The sequence below is a fragment of the Streptomyces sp. W1SF4 genome (assembly GCF_003950035.1).
In the GTDB taxonomy this organism is placed as follows: domain Bacteria; phylum Actinomycetota; class Actinomycetes; order Streptomycetales; family Streptomycetaceae; genus Streptomyces; species Streptomyces racemochromogenes.
Genome location: NZ_CP034350.1, coordinates 4,808,060 through 4,830,378 on the forward strand (window position 1 = coordinate 4,808,060; position 22,319 = coordinate 4,830,378).

The window sequence follows — 22,319 nt, forward strand, 5'->3', positions numbered from 1 at the left end:
CACTTTTTGCGGACACCGCAACCCTTCCGGCATCGTGGGCGTCGGTTCCATCGGAGTGGGTGCTGATTCTCACGTCCGAATTGACCGGTATTGATCTGGGTTGATCAACCTTTGTCACAGCCTGCGGTGTTAGTTTTCTGAGCTGACGTCGGGGGGGTAATCGAGCGGAGCGGGAGCGATGGGCCGAGCAGATGCGCGACGGGCGCAGCAGCAACGCGGTGCGCGGAATGCGCCGAGCGGGCGCGCCGGCGGGCGCCCGGGCAAGGCGGCGAAGAAGCGCAGTGGCATACGTCGCTTCCTCAACTGGAAGACGCTGCTGTGGACTTTCCTCGGCGGCATCGTCCTCCTGGTGGTCGGGGCCGTGGCCCTCTACTTCTCCGTGGACGAGCCGACCGACCCGAACAAGACCGCGACGCTCCAGAGCAACACGTACAAGTACGCCGACGGTTCGATCATGGCCCGCACCGGCGACATGAACCGCGAGATCGTCCCGATCGACAAGGTCCCCGAGGACGTCCGCACCGCGTTCATCGCGATCGAGAACAAGACCTTCTACAAGGACCGCGGCGTCGACGTCATGGGCGTGCTCCGCGGCCTCGTCAACACGGTCCGCGGCAAGGGCACCGCCGGTGGCTCGACGATCACCCAGCAGTACGTCAAGAACTACTACCTGACCCAGGACCAGTCGCCGACGCGCAAGCTGCGGGAGCTGGTCATCTCCCTCAAGGTCGACCAGCGGATGGAGAAGCCCGACATCCTCGCCGGTTACCTCAACACCAACTTCTACGGCCGCAACGCGTACGGCATCCAGGCCGCCGCCCAGGCCTACTACGGCGTCGACTCGGACAAGCTGACCCTGGAGCAGGGCGCGTACCTCGCCGCCGTCATCCAGGCCCCCAGCCAGTACGACTGGGCGACCGCCGGCCCCAACGGCAAGCGGCTCGTGATGATCCGCTTCAACGCCGTCCTCGACAACATGGTCGAGATGGGCAAGCTGGACGAGGCCAAGCGCAAGACCCTGAAGTTCCAGGAGCCGATCAAGCCCAAGCCGCGTCCGGGCATGGACGGGCAGAAGGGCTACCTCATCCAGGCCGCCGAGGCCGAGATGAACCGGCAGGGGATCAAGGACGCCCAGATCAACGCCGGCGGCTGGACGATCACCCTCGCCATCGACAAGAAGAAGCAGGCCGCGCTGGAGAAGGCCGTCCAGGACGAGCTGGAGTCCAAGCTCGACCGCAAGGACACCAAGAACCGGCCCCAGGACCAGAGCGTCCAGGCCGGCGCCACCTCCGTCGACGCCAAGACCGGCCACATCGTCGCCATGTACGGCGGCGTGGGCCTGGCGGAGAAGGCGGCGAGCAACGCGCTGCGCACCGACTTCCAGCCGGGCTCGACCTTCAAGCCGATCGTGCTGGCCTCCGCCCTGGAGAACGGGTCCAAGACCCAGGACGGCCGCCCGATCAACCCGAGCACCCTCTACGACGGCACCAGCAAGCGCCCGGTGGTCGGCAGCGACACCCCGTTCGCCCCGCAGAACCAGGACAACGAGAACTACGGCGACCCGATGATCTCGGTCCAGGAGGCCACCAACTCCTCCGTGAACTCGGTGTACGCCCAGATGATCGTGGACGCCAAGCCCGTCAACGTGAAGAAGACCGCCCTCTCCATGGGCATGACCGACCGCCCGGGCTGGCCGCAGACGAGCCCCGCCATGTCGCTCGGCACGATGAGCGCCAACACCGTCGAGATGGCAGCCGTCTACGCCACCCTCGACAACCACGGCAAGAAGGTCACCCCGAGCATCATCAAGAAGGCCGAGCACAAGGACGGCGAGTTCAAGCCCGTCAACCCCATCGGCTCCCAGGTGCTCACCAGCACCACCGCCGACACCGTGACCAAGGTCCTCACGGGCGTCGTCGAGAACGGCTCCGGCAAGGCCGTCCGCAGCTCCGCCTACGAGGCCGCCGGCAAGACCGGTACCACCGAGTCCAACGTGGCCGCCTGGTTCACCGGCTACACCCCGGAACTGGTCACCGTCGTCGCGATGTTCGGCGAGGACCCCAACACCCACGGCCAGGTCACCCTGACCGGTACCGCCGGCAAGGGCCGCGCCGGCGGCTCCAGCTTCCCCGCGCAGATCTGGCAGGCGTACACGACGGCCGCGCTCAAGGGCACGACCACGGGCCAGTTCGACCTGGACGACGCCCGGATGGGCACCCCGGCGCCGTCCCGCGCCCCGAGCCCCACGGCCACCCCCAGCGGCTCCGCCACCCCGACGCCGTCCGGCTCCGGCAGCACCCGCCCGACCGGCACCCCGGACCCGTCCGGCAGCTCCGGCGGCTCGACCCCGCCGACCGGCAAGCCCACGACGCCGACCGGCAAGCCCACCACGCCGACGGGCAAGCCGACCCCGCCGACGAAGGACCCGACACCGCCCTTCCCGCCCCTTCCGAACGCGGAAGACAGGTAGGCGCGTACGACGACGGCCCCGCAGCATCCGCTGCGGGGCCGTCCCCGTTTCCGGTACTCCGCGTACCGCGCGTCCCGCCGGCGCTCAGCGCCGCTCGTGCGGCCCCGGCAGCGGGAGCTCGAACCAGACCACCTTGCCGCTGCTCAGCCGGGTCGCACCCCACCGCCGGGCGAGGCGGTTGACCAGGAACAGGCCGCGCCCGCCCTCGTCGGTGTCCCGGGCCCGCCGCTGCCGCGGCAGCTGCGGGGAGTCGTCGCCGACCTCGCAGCGCAGCACGTCCGTGCGCAGCAGGCGCAGCGTCACCGGGCGCTCCGCGTACCGGACGGCGTTGGTGACCACCTCGCTGACCAGCAGCTCCAGCGAGTCGCTCAGCTCCTCCAGGCCCCAGCGGGACAGCGCGCGCCGGGCGAACCGGCGGGCCCGGCCCGGAGCGGTCTCCTCCGGGTCCAGGAACCAGTACGCCACGTCGCTGGGCGCGATGCCCTCGAAGCGGGCCGCGAGCAGCGCGATGTCGTCGTCCCGGTCGCCCGGGCCCAGCATGTCCAGCACGTCGTCGCAGAGGGCCTCCAGCGGCGGCGAGTGGTCCAGCCCGGTCAGCTGCGCGGTCGTCGCGAGGCGTTCGCGCAGCTGCTCGATGCCGGTCCACACGTCCCGCAGCCGGGACTCCACCAGCCCGTCCGTGTACAGCAGCAGGGTGGCCCCGGCCGGGGCGTCCAGCTCCACGGCCTCGAAGTCCACGCCGCCGACCCCGATGGGGGCGCCCGGCGGTACCCGCAGCACCTCGGCGCGGCCGCCCAGGTGCAGCAGCACCGGCGGCGGGTGGCCGGCGTTGGCGATGGTGATGCGGTGCGAGACCGGGTCGTAGACCGCGTACAGGCAGGTGGCCATCCGGTCGGAGCCCAGCCGCTGGGCCTGCTCGTCCAGGTGGTGCAGCACCTCGGCCGGCGGCAGGTCCAGCTGGGCCAGGGTCTGCGCGGTGGTGCGCAGCTGGCCCATGATCGCCGCGGAGGTCATGGAGTGGCCCATGACGTCGCCGACGACGAGCGCGACCCGGCTGCCCGGCAGCGGTATGGCGTCGTACCAGTCGCCGCCCACCCGGGCGGTCTCGGCGGCGGGCAGGTAGCGGGAGGCGAGGCGGACCCCGGTGGGCTGGGGGAGGCCGTCGGGCAGCATGGTGCGCTGGAGCTCGTCGGCGATGTAGGCCTCGCGCCCGTAGAGCACGGCCTTGTCGATGCCGAGCGCGGTGTGCGTGGCCAGCTGGGCGGCCACCAGCAGGTCGTTCGTCTCGAACGCGTCCCGGTCCGGGGTGCGCAGGAACACCGCCGCGCCGATCACGCGCCGGCGGCCCCGCAGCGGGGCCAGGATGGCCCGCTGGCCGCGCGGTACGGGATGGTCGGCGCCGAGCAGCTCCGGGAGCGCGTCCTTGGCCCCGGCGGCCGACCCGAAGACCGGCCGTACGCCGCGCAGCACCTCGGCGAGGGCCCCGCCGGGGCGGATCTCGCACAGTTCGGCCGCGGGCAGGTCACCCTGCGGGCCGACCAGCGGCAGCTGGCTGAAGTCGAGCTCGCCGGCGGCCCCCGCGCCCCCGGCACCCTCGGCGGCGTCGGTCAGGTCGTCGATCGGCCGGAGCCGGTCGGTGCGGCGCAGCCTTAAAACGACCGGGCCGACGGGCCGCTCGTCTCCGACGGGCAGCGGGTCGCGCAGGTAGACGAGGATGGCGTCGGAGAACGTCGGCACGGTGGCCCGGCACAGGCCGAGCACGATCTCGTCGAGGTCGATGCCGCGGGCGATCCGGCGCGTGGCGGCGCCGACGAAGCGCAGCCGGTCGCCCTCGCGGCGGGCCACGCCGGCCTCCCCGAAGGCGGGGCCGGTGCCCGAGCCGGCGCCCGCCCCGGAGGCCGGGAGCGGGACGGCCCGTACGGCCGTGGCGGCGGCCCCGTCGGCGGCCGGTTCGCCGGGCTCCCCGTCGGCCGGGGTGCGCCGGCCGGCGTTGCGCGCGGCCTCGCCGTCCCGTCCGCGGGCCGTGGCCGCGCCGTCCGCGGGGCCGTGCCCGGAGCCCTCGCCGGTGGTGCCGCGCGGGCGCGGGAAGTCGGCATGCGTGCGTACGGCCTCGGCGGCCGCGATGGGGGCCTTGCCGTGGCCGAGCTCATCCGTACCTCCGCCGGAGGCGACGGTGGGCTGCGGGCCCTCCTGGGAGGTGGGGTACTCCGTCACGCGTGGAATTCCGTCCGTTTGCGCTCGATGTGCGCTGCACTCAACTCGGTCAGTCGCGGTATACCCGCTCAGCGGCGGGGGCACCATCACCCCCGGGTACCGCGTCCCGCTCGTTACCTTTCGCTCGCGTTGACCTCCGGTCAAGTCCCGGTCGCCCCAGGTCATTTACGGATGAGGGACCGGTGGGGCCCCTCGTGCACGACCTGCGGAGGACGATCCTACGGTTGACCCCCGGGGGCGCATCAAGGGTCTCATGAGGTCATATGCGCCGGGGTGCGGTCCCAGTCCTCGGGCAGAACCGGAACTCGCCATGCCGGATCGGGCCTCCAGTCCTGCCATCCGTCGCAGAACGGAGCCCCCCAGGCCTTGACGACCTCCACGGCCGAGCGCCCCGCGTCCACCACCCGGCGCGCCTGGTCCTGGTCCATCAGCCCGATCCGCTGCGCCTGCGCGAACTCGTCCTCGTCCAGCCACTTCCAGCTGCGGTCCGGGTAGACCGCGATGTCGAGGAAGTGGTCCACGGAGTCCACCCCGCCGGCCCACCGGGTGCGGGGCTCCTCCAGGTTGACGTACCAGTTCCGCAGGTGCCAGCCGTCGTCCCAGAACAGCCAGACCGACCACGGCTGCCCGGGCCGCGCCAGCTTCAGCACGCCCCCGCCGAACCAGCGCGAGCGCGCGGTGGTGCGCGGCGCGGTGTAGCGGGTGGCGAGCGGCTCCCGGTGCACCGGACTGCCGTCGGCCAGCACCGGCTTGACGCACTCGGTGCCGGGCGCCATCCACACGGCGAGCAGCTCGTCGGTGTCGCGCACCACCGTCACCGGGCGGGCGATGTGGACCGGGCCGGCCCGCCCCGGGGCGTGGTCGCGGTAGCGCCACAGGATCTGCTCCCCGGGCGCCCAGCGCCGCTCCGGCGCCGCGTCACCCGCGACGGGCCGCCGCGCCGCGCCGCCCCCGGACCCCCCGTACGTACCTGTCATGCGCAGATCTTAGGGCTGCGGCCCTACGAGATGCTGCGGTGCAGGTCACGGCGGGGGCCGGGGACGCCGAACGACCGGATTCGGCCCCTGTCCGGAACCGGTTTCAGGGGCGGGTCATCCGCAGGACGTCGAGCGCCTCGTCCAGCTGGGCGAGGGTCAGCGCGCCCCGGTCCACGTAGCCGGACTCCAGGACGACCTCCCTGATCGTCTTCCGCTCGGCGAGCGCCCGCTTGGCCACCTTGGCGGCCTCCTCGTAGCCGATGTACCGGTTGAGCGGGGTCACCACCGAGGGGGAGGACTCGGCGTACTCCCTGGCCCGCTCGGGGTTGGCGGTGATCCCGTCCACGGTGCGGTCGGCCAGCAGCCGGCTCCCGTTGCCCAGCAGACGGATCGATTCGAGCAGGTTCCGGGCCATCACCGGGAGCATCACATTGAGCTCGAAGTTGCCGGCGGCGCCCGCCACGGCGACCGTCGCGTCGTTCCCCATCACCTGCGCGGCGATCATCAACAGGGCCTCGGGGACGACCGGATTGACCTTCCCCGGCATGATCGAGGACCCCGGCTGGAGATCCGGCAGATTGATTTCGGCCAATCCGGTGCGCGGGCCGGAGGACATCCAGCGCAGGTCGTTGCAGATCTTGGTGAGCGAGACGGCGATCGTACGGAGCACCCCCGAGGTCTCCACCAGCGCGTCCCGCGCGCCCTGGGCCTCGAAGTGGTCGCGCGCCTCGGTCAGCGGCAGCCCCGTCGCGGCGGCCACCTCGGCGATCACGGCCGCCGAGAAGCCGGGCGGGGTGTTGATGCCGGTGCCCACCGCCGTACCGCCCAGCGGGAGTTCGGCCAGCCGGGGCAGGGCGTCCCGCAGCCGGTCGACGCCGTAGCGGACCTGGGCGGCGTACCCGCCGAACTCCTGGCCCAGGGTGACCGGGGTGGCGTCCATCAGGTGCGTGCGCCCGGCCTTGACCACCTCGGCGAACTCGGCCGCCTTGCGCTCCAGGGCGGCGGCGAGGTGCTCCAGGGCCGGGATCAGCTCGTGCAGGACGGCGGCGGTGGCGGCGACGTGGATCGACGAGGGGAAGACGTCGTTGGAGCTCTGCGAGGCGTTGACGTGGTCGTTGGGGTGGACCTCGCGCCCGAGCCGCTCGGTGGCCAGGGTCGCGATCACCTCGTTGGCGTTCATGTTGGACGAGGTCCCGGACCCGGTCTGGAACACGTCGACGGGGAAGTGCTCGTCCCAGCGCCCCTCGGCGACCTCCGCGGCGGCCGAGCGGATCGCCTGCGCGACGTCCTCGTCCACCACCCCCAGCCGGGCGTTGACCAGGGCGGCGGCGGCCTTGATCCGGGCGAGGGCCTCGATGTGGGCGCGCTCGATGCGCTGCCCGGAGAGCGGGAAGTTCTCCACCGCGCGCTGGGTCTGCGCGCGCCACTTGGCGTGCGCGGGGACGCGTACCTCGCCCATGGAGTCGTGCTCGGTCCGGAACGCCTGCGGCTGCTGATCGTCAGTCATCTTTGTAGCCTCCTCAGAAACTTGAGCAATTGTCTTGTTCGAACTGTTCCCATCTCCCCTACCGGCCAGTAAATACCGGGGGTAACACCGATACCGGGGAGGCGTTCATGGCACGTGCCCGCACGAAACCCACGCTCAGATGTACCTTCGCCGCCGTCGCGGCGTTCGCGGCCGCCCTCGGGGGCGTCACCGCCGTCACCCCCCTGGCCCAGGCCGCACCCGCCGCGTCCGGCTCGATCGCACCACTGCCCCCGGAACTGGAGGCCGTACGCGCCGCCGAGGCCGTCAAGATCTACGGGGACCCGGCGATCCGCCCGCCCGCCCAGCGCAAGAGCGGCCTCATCTCGCTCGGCGACAGCGAGATCTCCGGCGAGGGCGTCGGCAACTACGACCCCGCCACCAACACCCCGTCCAACCAGTGCCACCGCTCACCCGACGCGGCCATCCACCGCACCGGCATCCCCGCCGACCTCACCTTCAACGTCGCCTGCTCCGGCGGCTACACGGGCAACATCCGCATCGGCGGCAGCAAGCAGTACGCCGACGAACTCGTACAGAGCGACAGCCTCGCCATCAAGGCACGCAACACCAGGATCAAGATGGTGGTGCTGGTCGCCGGAGCCAACGACGACCTCCAGTTCGGCCCCGTCATGACCGACTGCGTCACCCGCTGGGTGCTCAGCCAGGGCACCTGCGAGCCCAAGTACGGACCCGGCTGGCAGGCCCGCGTCGACGGCCTGAAGCCCAAGGTCGAAGCCACCGTCGCCGACCTCAAGACCGTCATGCGCGACGCCGGCTACGCCGACACCGACTACAAGCTCGTCGTCATGGGCTACCCCAGCCCCATCGGCCCCGACTTCAACGACAACCCCGGCTTCCCCGGCAAGCTCCCCGGCGGCTGCGCCGGCTACGACTCCGACGCCACCTGGGGCCGCAACTACGCCGTGCCCACCTTCGAGAAGGGCATGCGCGCCGCCGCCCTCGCCTCCGGCGCGGTCTACCTCGACAACTCGCGGCTCTTCCACGGCCACGAGGTCTGCATGGAGGACACCTGGGCCCGCGGCCTCTACCTCGACCTCGGGGACCACTTCCCCTGGGACGAGAACACCGCCCGCCAGTCCTTCCACCCCAACTACCGCGGCCACGGCGCCTTCGCGTCCTGCCTCACCCAGCTCTACGACTCCGGCCTGCGCGAGGCCTCCTGCGCCGACCCGGCGAGCACCGGCACCCCCGTACTCCAGGCCGGCGCCTGGGACTCCCTCTACAAGCCCGTCAAGAACGAGGCCACCGGCAACTGCCTCGACTCCTTCGGCGGCTCCAGCGCCAACGAGACCAAGGTGGTCGGCTGGGACTGCCACGGCGGCCGCAACCAGGGCTGGTGGTACGACTCCGCCAAGAAGTCCCTCCACGTCGAGCTCACCCACGACCGCTGCCTCGACGCCCCGGGCGCCGACTACGGCGCCGGCACCGGGCTGATCCTCTACAACTGCCACGGCGGCGCCAACCAGCAGTTCGTCCGCGACGGCGCCACCCTGCGCCCCGCAGCCGCCCCCGGCATGTGCCTCACCGTCGCCGCCGCCCACGAGCAGCTGCGCCTCCAGCCCTGCAACGGCTCCGCGAACCAGCGCTTCGCGTAGTTCCCGGGCCGCCCCGCACCGCCACCGCACCCCCCCCACACCCGGCCGGACCGACCCGGCCGGGTGTTCCCACACCCAGGGGCCGCCGCTACATGGCCTCCAGCTGCTCCCGTACCTGCCGGGGCCGGTTGGTGATGATCGTCTCCACCCCGAGCCGCACGCACAGCTCCACGTCCTCGGGCTCGTCCACGGTCCACACCCGCACCCGCAGCCCCTTCGCCCGCAGCCGCCCCACCAGCCCCGGATCCCTGCGCACCAGGTCGATCCCGGGACCCGCGTGCCCCGCGAACGGCGGACGCGGCGGCCGCACGGCCCGCTCGATCAGGTACACGGCCGGCAGCCCCGGCGCCAGCCGGTGCATCCGGGTCAGCGCGTTCCGGGAGAAGCTCATCACCTCGACGCGGCCGTCCGCGCCGTCCGCCAGCCCGTACTCCTTCAGCACCCGGACGAGCTCGGCCTCCAGCCGCCCGCCGGCCCGGGTGGGGTGCTTGGTCTCCACGGCCAGCCCGACGGGCCGGTCCGCGGCGAGGGCCTCCCGCAGCAGGTCCTCGAAGAGCAGCACCCGCGCCCCGCGGTGCTCCTCGCCCTTCCACCCGCCGAAGTCGTACGCGCACAGTTCCTCGTACGTCATCGCGGAGACCACCCCCCGCCCGTCGGAGGTCCGCTCCACGGTCCGGTCGTGCACGCACACCAGCCGCCCGTCACGGGTCAGCCGCACGTCGCACTCCAGCGCGTCGGCCCCGTCGGCGATGGCCTTGCGGTACGCCTCGACGGTGTGCTCGGGGTGCTCGTGGGAGGCCCCGCGATGCGCGACGACCCGCGTGGCGCGGGCGGTGCGGAGGAAGGGGGTCGTCGCTGTCATACGGGGATCCTTGCGAACCGGGGTGAACGGGCCGCCGCAGCGCGGCGTACCCGACGTTAACCGGGACCACCGCGGTGGCGGCGGCAGGGGGGCCGACATGCGAGGGGCCCCTGCGCCGTTCGGCGGCAGGGGCCCCTCGTCCTCACAGGGTCACAGACCCGGGCCGCGGACCGGGATGTGGGTGAACGTCGGCTCGGGTGCCGGGTTCTGGAAGAAGTCGTTGCCCTTGTCGTCGACGACGATGAAGGCCGGGAAGTCCTCGACCTCGATCTTCCAGACCGCCTCCATGCCGAGCTCCTCGTACTCCAGGACCTCGACCTTCTTGATGCAGTCCTGCGCCAGGCGCGCCGCCGGGCCGCCGATCGAGCCGAGGTAGAAGCCGCCGTGCGCGCCGCACGCGTCCGTCACCTGCTGCGAGCGGTTGCCCTTGGCCAGCATGACCTTGGAGCCGCCCGCCGCCTGGAACTGCTCGACGTAGCTGTCCATGCGGCCGGCCGTGGTCGGGCCGAAGGAGCCGGAGGCGTAGCCCTCGGGGGTCTTCGCGGGGCCGGCGTAGTACACCGGGTGGTCCTTGAGGTACTGGGGCATGCCCTCGCCCGCGTCCAGCCGCTCCTTGATCTTGGCGTGCGCGATGTCGCGGGCCACGACCAGGGGTCCGGTGAGGGACAGGCGGGTCTTGACCGGGTGCTTGGTCAGGGTCGCCAGGATCTCGTCCATCGGCTGGTTCAGGTCGATGGAGACCACGTCCGAGGCCTCGTCCAGGTGGGAGTCCGTGGTGTCGGGCAGGAAGCGCGCGGGGTCCGTCTCCAGCTGCTCCAGGAAGACGCCCTCGGCGGTGATCTTCGCGACCGCCTGGCGGTCCGCGGAGCAGGACACCGCGATGGCGACCGGCAGGGACGCGCCGTGGCGGGGGAGGCGGACGACGCGGACGTCGTGGCAGAAGTACTTGCCGCCGAACTGGGCGCCGATGCCGATCTTCTGGGTCAGCTCGAAGACCTGCTGCTCGAGGGCCTCGTCGCGGAAGCCGTGGCCCAGGGCGGAGCCCTCGCGGGGCAGCTCGTCCAGGTAGTGCGCCGAGGCGTACTTCGCGGTCTTGAGCGCGTGCTCGGCGGAGGTGCCGCCGACCACGATCGCCAGGTGGTACGGCGGGCAGGCCGCGGTGCCGAGCGAGCGGATCTTCTCCTCCAGGAACTTCATCATGGAGGCCTCGTTGAGGACCGCCTTCGTCTCCTGGTAGAGGAAGGACTTGTTGGCCGAGCCGCCGCCCTTGGCCATGAAGAGGAACTTGTACGCGCCGCCGTCGGTCGCGTACAGCTCGATCTGCGCGGGCAGGTTCGAGCCGGTGTTCTTCTCCTCCCACATGGTCAGCGGGGCCATCTGCGAGTAGCGCAGGTTCAGCTTGGTGTAGGCGTCGTAGATGCCGCGCGAGAGGGCTTCCTCGTCGCCGCCCTGCGTGAGGACGTTCTGGCCGCGCTTGCCCATGACGATCGCCGTGCCCGTGTCCTGGCACATGGGCAGGACGCCGGCCGCCGCGATGTTCGCGTTCTTCAGGAGGTCGAGCGCGACGAACTTGTCGTTCGAGCTGGCCTCCGGGTCGTCGATGATCCGGCGGAGCTGCGCGAGGTGCGCGGGGCGCAGGAAGTGCTGGATGTCGTGGATGGCCTCGGCGGCGAGCGTGCGCAGCGCCTCGGGCTCGACCTTGAGGAACGTACGGCCGTCGGCCTCGAACGTCGAGACGCCCTCCGAGGTGACCAGCCGGTAGGGGGTGGTGTCCTCGCCCAGGGGCAGCAGGTCGGTGTACGCGAACTCCGGCATTTGGGTAGCCATTCCTCACTCGGCAGACAGCGCTGGCGACCAATTGGCAGCGCGGACATCAAGCGTAGGACCTCTCGCGCCGGGCGTGGCTGTGAGGTAAGGCTCACCCAGCAGTATCGCGATCTATCGTGTCTCGCTATGCTGGGCGGCGTGGACATGGAAAAGCACACCGCCGCCCCTGCCCCCGCGCCGGGCGGCGGGGCCGCGGGCCCCTCCGGGCTGCGCGCCTCCGACGCCGACCGGGACCGGATCGCGCAGATCCTCTCCGACGCCCTCGCGGAGGGCAGGCTGACCTCCGAGGAGCACTCCGAGCGCCTGGACACCCTGTACGCCGTCAAGACGGTCGGCGAGCTGGACCTGCTGGTGCGCGACCTCCCGGCGGACACGGGCGGCCGCCGGCCGGCCACTCCCGCCACTCCCGTCGCTGCCACGGCCACGGCCGTCGGCGGGCCCGTGGAGACGGTGGTCGCGGTGTGCAGCAGCTCCGCCCGCAAGGGCCGCTGGCGCCCCGGCGCCCGCACCCGCGCGGTATCGGTCATGGGCGACATCACCATCGACCTCTCCGAGGCCGTCTTCGAGCAGCAGGTCACCGAGATCACCGTGACCAGCGTCCTCGGCAACGTCGAGGTCCTGGTCCCCGAGAACGTCACCCTGCGCGGCTACGGCAGCGGCGTCCTCGGCAACTTCGAAGTGCGCGGCGAGGGCGTCGCCGCCGACCCGCAGGCGCCCGTGGTGATCGTCCGCGGCTTCGCCCTGCTCGGCAACATCGAGGCCCGGCCCAAGCGCGGATTCCGCCTCGTCGACCTGGCCGCCAGGCTCCGCAAGCACTTGGACTGAAACCTGACCGCGCTGCGGCCGGTTTCGGACGAACCAGGCCGCCCCGGCGGCACCCGGCGCATAGCGGCACGCGCAGCGGGTAGGGACTGGTGCATCGTCTCTCGCTCGCGTATACGTCGTCAGGAGTAGACCGTGCCGCATCCGCCGCATCAGTCCCTGCAGGCAGCCGCCGTCCAGAGCCTTCCGACGCGCCCGGCAGCCGTGCCGAAGCCGCGGGTTCCGGCCAGGGAAGAAGACGGCCCCTGGCACGCCGAGGCCGTCTGCCGCAGGGATGAGGCGGGACTCTTCTTCGCACCGTCCAAGGAGCCGACCGCGGCCCGGCTGGCCCGCGAGGAGGCCGCCAAAAGGGTGTGCGCCCGCTGTCCGGTGATGGTCGCCTGCCGCGAGCACGCCCTGCTCCAGCCGGAGCCGTACGGGGTCTGGGGCGGGCTCACCGCCGCCGAGCGCCGGGTGGTGCTGGGGCGCAGGCGGCGCCGCGCCGCCGAGCTGCTCCCGGGCGCGCCCGGACCGGTCGCCGCGGCGGGCTGACCGGCGCGGGGCGCGCCGCGGACCTGCCGGCCGCGCGGGCGCGCGTACCGGCCGTACCGGCACTGGAGGTACCCGCATCGGATGCACCGGCACCGGACGTACCGAAGGGGCGGCCCCCCGCACAGGGGCCGCCCCTTCGTCGTGCCGTCACCGGCCGGACCGCTCCTACCGGGCGCGGTCGAAGTCGACGTCGCTGTAGGCGCGCAGCTTCGACAGGCGGTGCGTGGAGTCGATCTGCCGGATCGTGCCCGACTTCGAGCGCATGACCAGCGAGGACGTGGTCGCGGTCTCCGAGCGGTAGTGGACGCCGCGCAGCAGCTCGCCGTCCGTGATGCCGGTGGCGACGAAGAAGACGTTCTCGCCGGACACCAGGTCGTTCGTGGTCAGGACGCGGTCCAGGTCGTGTCCGGCGTCGAGGGCCTTCTGACGCTCGGCCTCGTCCTTGGGCCACAGCTTGCCCTGGATGACGCCGCCGAGGCACTTTATGGCGCAGGCCGAGATGATGCCCTCGGGGGTGCCGCCGATGCCCATCAGCAGGTCGACGCCGGTGCCCTCGCGGACGGCCATGACCGAGCCGGCGACGTCGCCGTCGGAGATGAACTTGATCCGGGCGCCGGTCTCGCGGATCTCCTTGACGATGCCCTCGTGGCGGGGGCGGTCCAGGATGACGACCGTGACGTCCTCGGGGGCGATGTTCTTGGCCTTGGCGACGCGGCGGATGTTCACCGAGACGGGGGCGTTGATGTCGACGAAGTCGGCGGCCTGGGGGCCGGTGACCAGCTTGTCCATGTAGAAGACCGCGGACGGGTCGAACATGGTGCCGCGGTCGGCGGCGGCCAGGACGGCGATGGCGTTGGGCATGCCCTTGGCGTTCAGCGTGGTGCCGTCGATCGGGTCCACGGCGATGTCGACCTCGGCGCCGGTGCCGTCGCCGACCCGCTCGCCGTTGAAGAGCATCGGGGCTTCGTCCTTCTCGCCCTCGCCGATGACGACGACGCCGTTCATCGAGACGGTGGAGATCAGGGTGCGCATCGCGTTGACCGCGGCGCCGTCGGCGCCGAGCTTGTCGCCACGGCCGACCCACCGGCCCGCGGCGAGGGCCGCGGCCTCGGTGACCCGTACGAGTTCCAGGGCGAGGTTGCGGTCAGGCGAGTCGGGGGCGACTTCGAGCTGGGGCGGCAGGTTGTGCTCGGTCATCGGAGCGCACCTTTCTGTACGACGACGGCCGGGATGTGAGGGTGCTGGAACTCTATCGGTTCATCGACATATTGAGCAGACCGGGTCACGTATGAGCGGTATATCGGTGATGTCGTACGGCTGAGCGGACACCCCCGCCGTTGATCGCCGACGGCGATGCGGGACGATGGTGCCGTGGCAGGTATGAAAGGCAAGCAGACGGTCTGGGACATGGTCCGGTCGCTGGCGGTGATCGGCGTGGTCGTGGCGGGCATCTACATATTCATCCCCCATGACGAAGATGCCGACCCGACGCGCACGGTGGACTACCGCGTGGAGACCATCACGGCCCGGCGCGCCGCGCCGTACCCCGTGGCGGCCCCGGTCGGCCTTCCGGAGCAGTGGCGGGCGACGTCGGTCACCTTCGAGCGCAAGAACGCGAACGCCTGGCACCTGGGCTTCCAGGACCCGGACAAGCAGTACGTGGCGGTGGAGCAGTCCACCGACGCCTCCGCCAAGAACGTGGCCAAGCTCACCCAGCAGGCGAAGTCCACCGGCGAGACCCAGCAGGTCGGCGACCGGGCCTGGGAACGCTGGGACGGCGAGAAGTACGACGCGCTCGTGCGGCAGGAGCAGGGCTACGTGACCGTCGTGACGGGTACGGCCGGCTTCGAGCGGCTCGGAGCGATGGCGGCGGCGCTGGAGTTCAAGCAGGGGCAGCAGGCCCCCTAGCGGCCGCGCCGCGCGTGCGGCGTGCGGCGTACGGCCGGGAGGACGACAGAACGGCAGCGGCGTACGGCCACAAGAGCGACGAGGAGAGGCCGCCCGCCCCGGGGTCCCGGGGCGGGCGGCCTCTCGTGTCGCGTCGTGCTTCCTGTCCGTGCCGGTGCTCAGACGGCGCGGGCGGCTCAGACGGTGGTGATGACCTGGTCGAAGTCCAGGCGCGGGGAGCGCGGGAACCAGGCGTTCTCGCCCGGCTTGCCGATGTTGACGACCATCAGCGGGGTGTGGTCGGCGTCCAGGAACTCCTTCTGCACGCCGGCGAAGTCCAGGCCGGTCATCGGGCCGGCGGCCAGGCCGGCGGCGCGGACGCCGATGATGAAGTACGCGGCCTGGAGGGCGCCGTTCAGCAGGGCGGCCTGCTCGCGGACCGGGCGCTCGGAGAAGAAGGCGTCCTTGGCCTGCGGGAAGTGCGGCAGCAGCTGGGGGAGCTCCTCGTGGAACTCGTTGTCCGCGGAGAGGATGGCGACCAGCGGGGCGGCACCCGTCTTGGCCTTGTTGCCCTCGTCCATGTGCTTGACGAGGCGCTCGCGGGCCTCGGCGGAGCGGACGAGGGTGATGCGCAGCGGGGTCTGGTTGAAGGCGGTGGGGCCGAACTTCACGAGGTCGTAGATGGCCTGGACCTGCTCCTCGGTCACCGGCTCGTCGGAGAACGAGTTGGCGGTGCGGGCCTCGCGGAACAGCAGGTCCTGGGCAGCGGCGTCGAGCACGAGAGACATCGGTAAGCCTTCTTCTATGCGGTGGTGAAGCGATGGCTCCGACTCTACGGCGAAAGTAGATGAAATTTCAACTACTTGCTGGGGCGGGTGGTGCGCGTCACTCGTCGCGACCGTTCCCGTCGTCCCCGGCGGCCGCCTCGCGGGCGGCCAGTGCCGAGTCCAGCCGGGCGCGGGCCCCTTCGAGCCAGTGCCGGCAGACCTTCGCCAGCTCCTCGCCGCGCTCCCAGAGGGCCAGGGACTCCTCCAGGGAGGTGCCGCCGGCCTCCAGCTTGCGGACGACCTCCACGAGCTCGTCCCGTGCCTGCTCGTACCCCAGCGCCGTATCGGTGTCGGTCATTCCTTGGGTCCCATCGTAGGTGTGTGATGCGTCTGATCATCGTGCAATATGTCAGCTTTCGAGGGGTTCTGGACCGGCGGTCGAGCCGCCCTCCAGTGCCGCCTCCGGGACCTGCGGCGGAGCCGCCGACGGACCCGTACCGGCGACGGCCACCGTGAACTCGCCCGCGGCCACCCGGGCCCGCAGCACGTCGCCCGCCGCGACCTCCGCGGCCGCCCGCACCACGTGCCCGTCCTCCCGCTGGAGCACCGCGTACCCGCGCTCCAGCGTGGCCGCCGGCGACAGGGCGACCACCCGGGCGAGGGTGTGCTCCAGCTCGGAGTCGGCCCGGTCCAGCAGGTGCCCGAGCGTGCGCCGGGCGCGGGCCAGCAGCGCCTCCAGCTCGTCCTCGCGCACCTCCACCATCCGCCGCGGGTGCACGAACACCGGGCGCGCCAGCGCGTGCGCCAGGCCCCGCTCCTCCCGCTCCAGCAGCCCGCGCAGCGCCCGCAGCCCCCGCTCCTGGAGCTGGCGCACCCGCATCAGCTCCTCGCCGACGTCCGGGACCACCTTCTTGGCCGCGTCCGTGGGCGTGGAGGCCCTCAGGTCCGCGACCAGGTCCAGCAGCGGGGAGTCCGGCTCGTGCCCGATCGCCGACACCACCGGCGTACGGGCCGCCGCGACCGCCCGCACGACCTCCTCGTCGGAGAACGGCAGCAGGTCCTCCACGCTGCCGCCGCCCCGCGCCACGATGATCACGTCCACGTCGGGCCGCGCGTCCAGCTCCTTGACCGCCTGCACCACCTGGGGCACCGCGTGCACCCCCTGCACCGCCACGTTGCGCACCTCGAAGCGGACCGCCGGCCAGCGCCGTCGGGCGTTCTCCAGCACGTCCCGCTCGGCCGCCGACGCCCGCCCCACCACCAGGCCGATCAGCTGCGGCAGGAACGGCAGCGGCTTCTTGCGGTCCAGCGCGAAGAGCCCCTCGGCGGCCAGCGACCGCTTCAGCCGCTCCAGGCGCGCCAGCAGCTCCCCGATCCCGACCGGGCGGATCTCGGTCACCCGCAGGGACAGCTGCCCGCGCGGGGCGTACCACTCCGGCTTGGCCAGGACGACGACCCGCGCGCCCTCGGAGACCAGGTCCGCGACCTCGTCCCATACCTGGCGGAAGCAGGTCACGCTGATCGAGATGTCGTGCGACGGGTCGCGCAGCGTCAGGAACACCACCCCGGCCCCCGGCCGCCGGGACACCTGCGTGATCTGCCCCTCCACCCACACCTGCCCCAGGCGGTCGATCCAGCCCCCGATGAGCCGGGACACCTGACCGACCGGCAGCGGCGCATCAGCCGACGTATTGAGACCCATGCAGGCAGGCTAGCCGCCCCCGCTGACAGCGTCTCAGGCCCGGGGCCCGGTGTCGGCGCCCACGCGTCCGCGCCCCCGCTGTACGAGGAGCAGCGTCAGCCCCGCCAGCAGCCACACCGCGCCCACCAGCTGCGCCGTCCGGGAGGCCTCCGCGATCACGGCCACCGTCACCGCCGCCCCCAGCACCGGCACCACCAGGTGCTTCCACCACACCGGGGGTCCCTCGCGCCGCCGGACCACGAACCACCCCACCACCGACGCGTGCAGCAGGGTGAACGCCACCAGCGCCCCCACGTCCACCACCGACACCAGGTGGCCGAGGCCGTCGTCGCGCCGGGCCGCCCACACCGCCGCCACCAGCGTCACCGCCGCCGCCACCAGCAGCGCCGCCCGCGGGGTGCCGTCCGAGGTACGGGCCAGCGCACGCGGCAGCCGCCGCTCCCGGGCCATCGCGAACAGCAGCCGCCCGGCCGCCGCCTGCCCGGCCAGCGCCGCGAAGGCCGCCCCGACCGCCTTGCTCACCGCCACCAGGTCGTGCAGCCAGGGCCCGACCGAGGCCTCGACCGCGTCGTAGAAGGCCGGCCCCTGCCGCCCCGGGTCCGCCGCCAGCTCCGCCGAGGACACCGGGGACAGCAGCGCCGCCAGGTAGGTCTGCGCGACGAACAGCACCCCGGTCAGCGCCAGGCAGAACAGCACCGCCCGGGCCACCCGGGCACTGCCCCCGGTGACCTCCTCCGCGAAGGAGACGATGGCGTCGAAGCCCAGGTACGACAGGACGGCCACGGACACCGCGCCCAGCACGGCCGCCGTCGAGAAGCCCAGCGAGCCGTCCCCGGTGAGCGGAGACAGCCAGCCGCGCCGGGCCCCGTCCCGGGCCAGCACGGTCCCCGCCGCCACCAGGAACACCACCAGCACCACGATCTCCATCGCCAGCACGGCGAAACCCACCCGCGCGGCCGCCCTCACCCCCCACAGGTTCAGCGCCGTGGTGACCACCACCGCCAGCGCGGTCCACACCCACCGCGACACCTCCGGGACCAGCGCGTGCATGGCGATCCCGGAGAACAGGTACGCCACCGCCGGGATCAGCAGGTAGTCGAGCATCGCCATCCAGCCCGCGATCAGCCCCGCCCCCTCGCCGAGCCCCTTGCGGGCGTAGGTGAAGACCGAGCCGGCCTGCGGGGCCACCCGCACCATCTGCGCGTACGAGAAGGCCGTGAACCCCATCGCCACGGTCGCGACGGCGTACACCAGGGCCACCGCGCCGTGCGACTTCGCGTCGAGGGTGCCGAAGACCCCCACCGGGGCCATGGGGGCGATGAAGAGCAGCCCGTAGACCACCAGGTCCCGGAAGCCCAGGCTCCGGCGCAGCGCCGCGGGGGCCGCCGTGCTGGAATCCGTAGCGGAAGCCATTGATCCTCCGGAGGACTGTCGGTACGTACGTTCGGCCAAGTGTGTGCCGAACGGGCGACGCCCGGCCTGCTGGAGACCCCCGTACGATGGAGCACATGACTGCTGCCGCCCCCGCTCCCGCCCGCCGCGTCCTGCTCGCCGCCCCCCGCGGCTACTGCGCGGGCGTGGACCGTGCCGTGATCGCCGTCGAGAAGGCCCTGGAGCAGTACGGCGCTCCGGTCTACGTCCGCCACGAGATCGTGCACAACAAGTACGTCGTCCAGACGCTGCAGAAGAAGGGGGCCATCTTCGTCGAGAAGACGGAGGAGGTCCCGCCCGGCAACATCGTGATGTTCTCCGCCCACGGAGTGGCCCCGGTGGTGCACGAGGAGGCGGCGCGCGGCCGGCTCGCGACCATCGACGCGACCTGCCCGCTGGTCACCAAGGTCCACAAGGAAGCCGTCCGCTACGCCAACGAGGACTTCGACATCCTCCTCATCGGCCACGAGGGCCACGAGGAGGTCATCGGCACCTCCGGCGAGGCCCCGGACCACATCACCATCGTCGACGGCCCCGACGACGTGGCCAAGGTCGAGGTCCGCGACGAGTCCAAGGTCGTCTGGCTCTCCCAGACCACCCTCTCGGTCGACGAGACCATGGAGACCGTCGACGCGCTGAAGACGAAGTTCCCGCTGCTCGTCTCCCCGCCCAGCGACGACATCTGCTACGCCACCTCGAACCGGCAGGCCGCCGTCAAGGTGATGGGCGCCGACTCCGACCTCGTCATCGTCGTCGGCTCCAAGAACTCCTCGAACTCCATCCGCCTGGTCGAGGTCGCCCTCGACGCCGGCGCGAAGGCCGCCCACCTGGTCGACTTCGCCAGCGAGATCGACGAGGCCTGGCTGGACGGCGTCTCCACCGTAGGCCTGACCTCGGGCGCCTCCGTCCCCGAGGTCCTCGTCGAGGAAGTCCTCGAATGGCTCGCCCAGCGCGGCTACGCGGACGTGGAGATCGTCAAGACGGCCGAGGAGCACATCACCTTCTCGCTGCCCAAGGAGCTGCGCCGCGACCTGCGCGCCGAGGCCGCGGAACTGGTCGCCGAGAAGTAAGTCCTCGTACCGTATGCCCATGCAGATCTTCGGTGTGGACATCGGCGGTTCCGGTATCAAGGGCGCTCCCGTGGACCTGGACCGCGGCGAGCTGGCACAGGAGCGCCACAAGGTGCTCACCCCGCATCCGGCGACCCCCGAAGGGGTGGCCGGATGCGTCGCGGAGGTGGTCGGCGCCTTCTCCTGGGACGGCCCCGTCGGGGTCACCTTCCCGGGCGTGGTCACGGGGGGCGTCACGCGTACCGCGGCCAACGTCGACCCGGGCTGGATCGGCCTCGACGCGGCGGGCCTGCTCTCCGCCCGGCTGGACGGCAGGCCGGTCACGGTCCTGAACGACGCCGACGCGGCGGGCGTCGCCGAGATGACGTACGGGGCGGGGCGCGGGGTGGCGGGCACGGTGCTCCTGCTCACCCTGGGCACGGGCATCGGCAGCGCGCTCTTCCAGGACGGCCGGCTCGTGCCGAACACGGAGCTGGGCCACCTCGAGCTCAAGGGCCACGACGCGGAGACGCGGGCCTCGGTGAAGGCCAAGGAGGACGGGGACCTCAGCTGGGAGCGCTGGGCGCACCGGCTGCAGAAGTACCTGGCCCACGTGGAGATGCTCTTCTCCCCGGACCTGTTCATCCTGGGCGGCGGCGTCAGCCGCAAGCCGGAGAAGTTCCTGCCGCTGATCCAGGGGATCCGGGCGGAGATCGTCCCCGCGCAGCTCCAGAACAACGCGGGGATCGTCGGCGCGGCGATGGCCGCGCGCGACGGGGCGGCCCGGTAGCTCAGTAGGCCGTCCTGGCACGCTGCTGCCGGGCGGCCCGCTTGCGCCCGCTCAAGGCGGCCCGGCGCACCAGCGCGATCAGCCCGGCGGCCAGCGTGCCCGCGTACAGCCACCCGGCGTGCAGGGACAGCGCGGACACCACCCCCATCAGCTGCCCGCCGAAGCCGCCGGAGCCCCCCGAGACGGGCCACACCCCGGCGGCGAAGGCGATGGGGGCCGAGATCGGCGCGGTGACCAGGTCCGCCGGCCGCACCCACACGCCGACCGCGGCGGAGACGGGCAGGAAGAGCAGCCCGTACGCGAACAGCGAGGAGCCGAAGAGCAGCCGGCAGACCCCCGCGACCAGCAGCATCGCCAGGCAGGCGAACAGCCCGGCACCGAAGCCGGTCAGCATGGGCCGGGGCAGCCGGCGGGGCGCCGCGGGGCGCCGCCCCTGGGCGGGCACGCGGGCGGGCACGCGGGCGGGCACCCGCGGGTGACGTACCGAACGCATCCTGTATTGCTCCACCCCACCAAACTAGGCGGGAAGGGCCCCGAATCCGGGCGCGGACACGCGTACGTCCAGCGCCGCTCACAGGAAAGTAAACTGTCGGGTGGCCCACCTCCGGGCCGCCGCCCCCTCCAGCTACGGGAAGTCGCCAACGTGTCGCTCACGATCGGAATCGTCGGCCTGCCGAATGTCGGCAAGTCGACCCTGTTCAACGCCCTGACCAAGAACGACGTGCTGGCGGCCAACTACCCGTTCGCCACCATCGAGCCGAACATCGGCGTGGTCGGCGTCCCGGACCCCCGCCTGGCCAAGCTGGCCGAGATCTTCGGCTCGCAGCGCGTCCTGCCCGCCACGGTCGACTTCGTCGACATCGCCGGCATCGTGCGCGGCGCCTCGGAGGGCGAGGGCCTGGGCAACAAGTTCCTGGCGAACATCCGCGAGTCGGACGCGATCTGCCAGGTCATCCGCGCCTTCAAGGACGAGAACGTCGTCCACGTCGACGGCAAGGTCTCGCCCAAGGACGACATCGAGACGATCAACACCGAGCTGATCCTCGCCGACCTCCAGTCCATCGAGAAGGCCGAGCCGCGCCTGACGAAGGAGTCCCGTCTCCAGAAGGAGAAGGTCGCGGTCCTGGCGGCGGTCGTCGAGGCCAAGAAGATCCTCGAAGCCGGCGACACCCTCTTCTCCAAGGGCATCACCAAGGGCACGGAGCTGGGCGACCTCCTCCACGAGCTGCACCTCCTGACGACCAAGCCGTTCCTCTACGTCTTCAACGTGGACGAGGACGAGCTGACGGACGAGGCCTTCAAGGCGGAGCAGGCCGCCCTGGTCGCCCCGGCCGAGGCGATCTTCCTGAACGCGAAGCTCGAGGCGGACCTCGCGGAGCTCGACGACGAGGAGGCCCTGGAGCTCCTCCAGTCGGTCGGCCAGGACGAGCCCGGCCTCGCCACCCTCGGCCGCGTCGGCTTCGCCACCCTGGGCCTCCAGACGTACCTGACGGCCGGCCCGAAGGAAACCCGCGCCTGGACCATCAAGCAGGGCGCCACCGCCCCCGAGGCGGCCGGCGTGATCCACACCGACTTCCAGCGCGGCTTCATCAAGGCCGAGGTCATCTCCTTCGCGGACCTGGTCGAGTGCGGCTCGGTCACCGAGGCCCGCGCCAAGGGCAAGGCCCGCATGGAGGGCAAGGACTACGTCATGCAGGACGGCGACGTGGTGGAGTTCCGCTTCAACGTCTAATACGTTCGGCGAAAGGCCGTCTGACCTGCGACGGAGCGGGTTGGACGGCCTTTGCGGTCCGCACAGAGTCCGCAGCGTTTGACGCGAATTCGGTACAGCCCTGGCGGATCCCGT

The 22,319-nt window shown here is 72.0% G+C and carries 19 protein-coding genes; 8 read left to right on the top strand and 11 right to left on the bottom strand.

Going from position 1 to position 22,319, the window contains the following annotated elements; all coding sequences use genetic code 11:
• The first annotated feature begins 178 nt into the window (after window positions 1-178).
• A complete protein-coding gene (locus D1J60_RS22655) occupies window positions 179-2,470 on the top strand; it encodes a transglycosylase domain-containing protein (protein ID WP_125822328.1) in 2,292 nt (763 codons plus the stop codon).
• Between the two features lie 84 nt (window positions 2,471-2,554).
• On the opposite strand, the gene D1J60_RS22660 is transcribed toward D1J60_RS22655, so the two are convergent.
• From D1J60_RS22660 to D1J60_RS22670, 3 genes are all read right to left on the bottom strand, one after another.
• Entirely contained in the window at window positions 2,555-4,684 is a 2,130-nt protein-coding gene (locus D1J60_RS22660; RefSeq protein ID WP_125822329.1) for an ATP-binding SpoIIE family protein phosphatase, read from the bottom strand.
• 251 nt (window positions 4,685-4,935) lie between these two features.
• Window positions 4,936-5,661, bottom strand: a complete 726-nt coding sequence (locus D1J60_RS22665) for a DUF402 domain-containing protein (protein ID WP_125822330.1) — start codon at window positions 5,659-5,661, stop codon at window positions 4,936-4,938.
• A 103-nt stretch (window positions 5,662-5,764) separates the two neighbouring features.
• Complete coding sequence (locus D1J60_RS22670) at window positions 5,765-7,168, bottom strand: class II fumarate hydratase (protein WP_125822331.1); 1,404 nt, start codon at window positions 7,166-7,168, stop codon at window positions 5,765-5,767.
• Window positions 7,169-7,275: 107 nt separating this feature from the next.
• Between D1J60_RS22670 and D1J60_RS22675 the strand changes: the two genes are divergently transcribed.
• A complete protein-coding gene (locus D1J60_RS22675) occupies window positions 7,276-8,805 on the top strand; it encodes a ricin-type beta-trefoil lectin domain protein (protein ID WP_125822332.1) in 1,530 nt (509 codons plus the stop codon).
• A gap of 88 nt (window positions 8,806-8,893) precedes the next feature.
• Here the strand turns inward: D1J60_RS22675 and D1J60_RS22680 are convergent, their stop codons facing one another.
• Both D1J60_RS22680 and D1J60_RS22685 read right to left on the bottom strand, forming a co-directional pair.
• Window positions 8,894-9,667, bottom strand: coding sequence for a glycerophosphodiester phosphodiesterase (locus tag D1J60_RS22680; protein ID WP_125822333.1), 774 nt, complete (start codon window positions 9,665-9,667; stop codon window positions 8,894-8,896).
• A gap of 150 nt (window positions 9,668-9,817) precedes the next feature.
• Window positions 9,818-11,482, bottom strand: coding sequence for a fumarate hydratase (locus tag D1J60_RS22685; RefSeq protein ID WP_125822334.1), 1,665 nt, complete (start codon window positions 11,480-11,482; stop codon window positions 9,818-9,820).
• 156 nt (window positions 11,483-11,638) lie between these two features.
• Here D1J60_RS22685 and D1J60_RS22690 point away from each other — a divergent pair, with 156 nt between their 5' ends.
• Together D1J60_RS22690 and D1J60_RS22695 are read left to right on the top strand one after the other, a co-directional pair.
• Window positions 11,639-12,319 carry a DUF1707 domain-containing protein gene (locus D1J60_RS22690; RefSeq protein WP_241253591.1) on the top strand — a complete coding sequence of 227 codons (681 nt, stop codon included), beginning with the start codon at window positions 11,639-11,641 and terminating at the stop codon, window positions 12,317-12,319.
• A 156-nt stretch (window positions 12,320-12,475) separates the two neighbouring features.
• Window positions 12,476-12,847, top strand: a complete 372-nt coding sequence (locus D1J60_RS22695; RefSeq protein WP_125601839.1) for a WhiB family transcriptional regulator — start codon at window positions 12,476-12,478, stop codon at window positions 12,845-12,847.
• 165 nt (window positions 12,848-13,012) lie between these two features.
• Here D1J60_RS22695 and glpX read toward each other — a convergent pair whose 3' ends face one another.
• The gene (gene glpX, locus D1J60_RS22700; protein WP_125601814.1) at window positions 13,013-14,044 is read right to left on the bottom strand and encodes a class II fructose-bisphosphatase; all 1,032 of its coding nucleotides are present in this window, start codon (window positions 14,042-14,044) and stop codon (window positions 13,013-13,015) included.
• A gap of 183 nt (window positions 14,045-14,227) precedes the next feature.
• On the opposite strand from glpX, the gene D1J60_RS22705 reads away from it, so the two are divergent.
• The gene (locus D1J60_RS22705; protein WP_241253592.1) at window positions 14,228-14,755 is read left to right on the top strand and encodes a DUF4245 domain-containing protein; all 528 of its coding nucleotides are present in this window, start codon (window positions 14,228-14,230) and stop codon (window positions 14,753-14,755) included.
• Between the two features lie 176 nt (window positions 14,756-14,931).
• On the opposite strand, the gene D1J60_RS22710 is transcribed toward D1J60_RS22705, so the two are convergent.
• The 4 genes from D1J60_RS22710 to D1J60_RS22725 all read right to left on the bottom strand — a co-directional run bounded on the left by D1J60_RS22710 (window position 14,932) and on the right by D1J60_RS22725 (window position 18,616).
• Entirely contained in the window at window positions 14,932-15,522 is a 591-nt protein-coding gene (locus D1J60_RS22710; protein ID WP_125822337.1) for a malonic semialdehyde reductase, read from the bottom strand.
• 97 nt (window positions 15,523-15,619) lie between these two features.
• Window positions 15,620-15,859 carry an exodeoxyribonuclease VII small subunit gene (locus tag D1J60_RS22715; protein ID WP_125822338.1) on the bottom strand — a complete coding sequence of 80 codons (240 nt, stop codon included), beginning with the start codon at window positions 15,857-15,859 and terminating at the stop codon, window positions 15,620-15,622.
• A gap of 51 nt (window positions 15,860-15,910) precedes the next feature.
• Window positions 15,911-17,203, bottom strand: a complete 1,293-nt coding sequence (gene xseA, locus D1J60_RS22720) for an exodeoxyribonuclease VII large subunit (protein ID WP_125822339.1) — start codon at window positions 17,201-17,203, stop codon at window positions 15,911-15,913.
• 33 nt (window positions 17,204-17,236) lie between these two features.
• Window positions 17,237-18,616 (bottom strand): APC family permease, encoded by a 1,380-nt coding sequence (locus tag D1J60_RS22725; protein ID WP_125822340.1) that lies wholly within the window; start codon window positions 18,614-18,616, stop codon window positions 17,237-17,239.
• A gap of 95 nt (window positions 18,617-18,711) precedes the next feature.
• Between D1J60_RS22725 and D1J60_RS22730 the strand changes: the two genes are divergently transcribed.
• Entirely contained in the window at window positions 18,712-19,704 is a 993-nt protein-coding gene (locus D1J60_RS22730) for a 4-hydroxy-3-methylbut-2-enyl diphosphate reductase (protein WP_125822341.1), read from the top strand.
• A gap of 19 nt (window positions 19,705-19,723) precedes the next feature.
• The gene (gene ppgK, locus D1J60_RS22735) at window positions 19,724-20,473 is read left to right on the top strand and encodes a polyphosphate--glucose phosphotransferase (RefSeq protein ID WP_125822342.1); all 750 of its coding nucleotides are present in this window, start codon (window positions 19,724-19,726) and stop codon (window positions 20,471-20,473) included.
• A gap of 1 nt (window position 20,474) precedes the next feature.
• On the opposite strand, the gene D1J60_RS22740 is transcribed toward ppgK, so the two are convergent.
• The gene (locus D1J60_RS22740; protein WP_241253369.1) at window positions 20,475-20,966 is read right to left on the bottom strand and encodes a DUF6542 domain-containing protein; all 492 of its coding nucleotides are present in this window, start codon (window positions 20,964-20,966) and stop codon (window positions 20,475-20,477) included.
• 150 nt (window positions 20,967-21,116) lie between these two features.
• Between D1J60_RS22740 and ychF the strand changes: the two genes are divergently transcribed.
• Window positions 21,117-22,205, top strand: coding sequence for a redox-regulated ATPase YchF (ychF, locus tag D1J60_RS22745; protein WP_125602168.1), 1,089 nt, complete (start codon window positions 21,117-21,119; stop codon window positions 22,203-22,205).
• Window positions 22,206-22,319 lie beyond the last annotated feature (114 nt).

Excerpts from the sequence above, each read along its gene's own strand:
- D1J60_RS22665 (WP_125822330.1), bottom strand. The coding sequence starts at position 5,661 with ATGACAGGTACGTACGGGGGGTCCGGGGGCGGCGCGGCGCGGCGGCCC.
- D1J60_RS22715 (WP_125822338.1), bottom strand. The coding sequence starts at position 15,859 with ATGACCGACACCGATACGGCGCTGGGGTACGAGCAGGCACGGGACGAG.
- D1J60_RS22680 (WP_125822333.1), bottom strand. The coding sequence starts at position 9,667 with ATGACAGCGACGACCCCCTTCCTCCGCACCGCCCGCGCCACGCGGGTC.
- D1J60_RS22730 (WP_125822341.1), top strand. The coding sequence starts at position 18,712 with ATGACTGCTGCCGCCCCCGCTCCCGCCCGCCGCGTCCTGCTCGCCGCC.
- D1J60_RS22710 (WP_125822337.1), bottom strand. The coding sequence starts at position 15,522 with ATGTCTCTCGTGCTCGACGCCGCTGCCCAGGACCTGCTGTTCCGCGAG.
- D1J60_RS22675 (WP_125822332.1), top strand. The coding sequence starts at position 7,276 with ATGGCACGTGCCCGCACGAAACCCACGCTCAGATGTACCTTCGCCGCC.
- D1J60_RS22740 (WP_241253369.1), bottom strand. The coding sequence starts at position 20,966 with ATGCGTTCGGTACGTCACCCGCGGGTGCCCGCCCGCGTGCCCGCCCGC.
- D1J60_RS22670 (WP_125822331.1), bottom strand. The coding sequence starts at position 7,168 with ATGACTGACGATCAGCAGCCGCAGGCGTTCCGGACCGAGCACGACTCC.
- D1J60_RS22690 (WP_241253591.1), top strand. The coding sequence starts at position 11,639 with ATGGAAAAGCACACCGCCGCCCCTGCCCCCGCGCCGGGCGGCGGGGCC.
- D1J60_RS22705 (WP_241253592.1), top strand. The coding sequence starts at position 14,228 with ATGAAAGGCAAGCAGACGGTCTGGGACATGGTCCGGTCGCTGGCGGTG.
- D1J60_RS22725 (WP_125822340.1), bottom strand. The coding sequence starts at position 18,616 with ATGGCTTCCGCTACGGATTCCAGCACGGCGGCCCCCGCGGCGCTGCGC.
- D1J60_RS22655 (WP_125822328.1), top strand. The coding sequence starts at position 179 with ATGGGCCGAGCAGATGCGCGACGGGCGCAGCAGCAACGCGGTGCGCGG.
- ppgK (WP_125822342.1), top strand. The coding sequence starts at position 19,724 with ATGCAGATCTTCGGTGTGGACATCGGCGGTTCCGGTATCAAGGGCGCT.
- xseA (WP_125822339.1), bottom strand. The coding sequence starts at position 17,203 with ATGGGTCTCAATACGTCGGCTGATGCGCCGCTGCCGGTCGGTCAGGTG.
- glpX (WP_125601814.1), bottom strand. The coding sequence starts at position 14,044 with ATGACCGAGCACAACCTGCCGCCCCAGCTCGAAGTCGCCCCCGACTCG.
- D1J60_RS22685 (WP_125822334.1), bottom strand. The coding sequence starts at position 11,482 with ATGCCGGAGTTCGCGTACACCGACCTGCTGCCCCTGGGCGAGGACACC.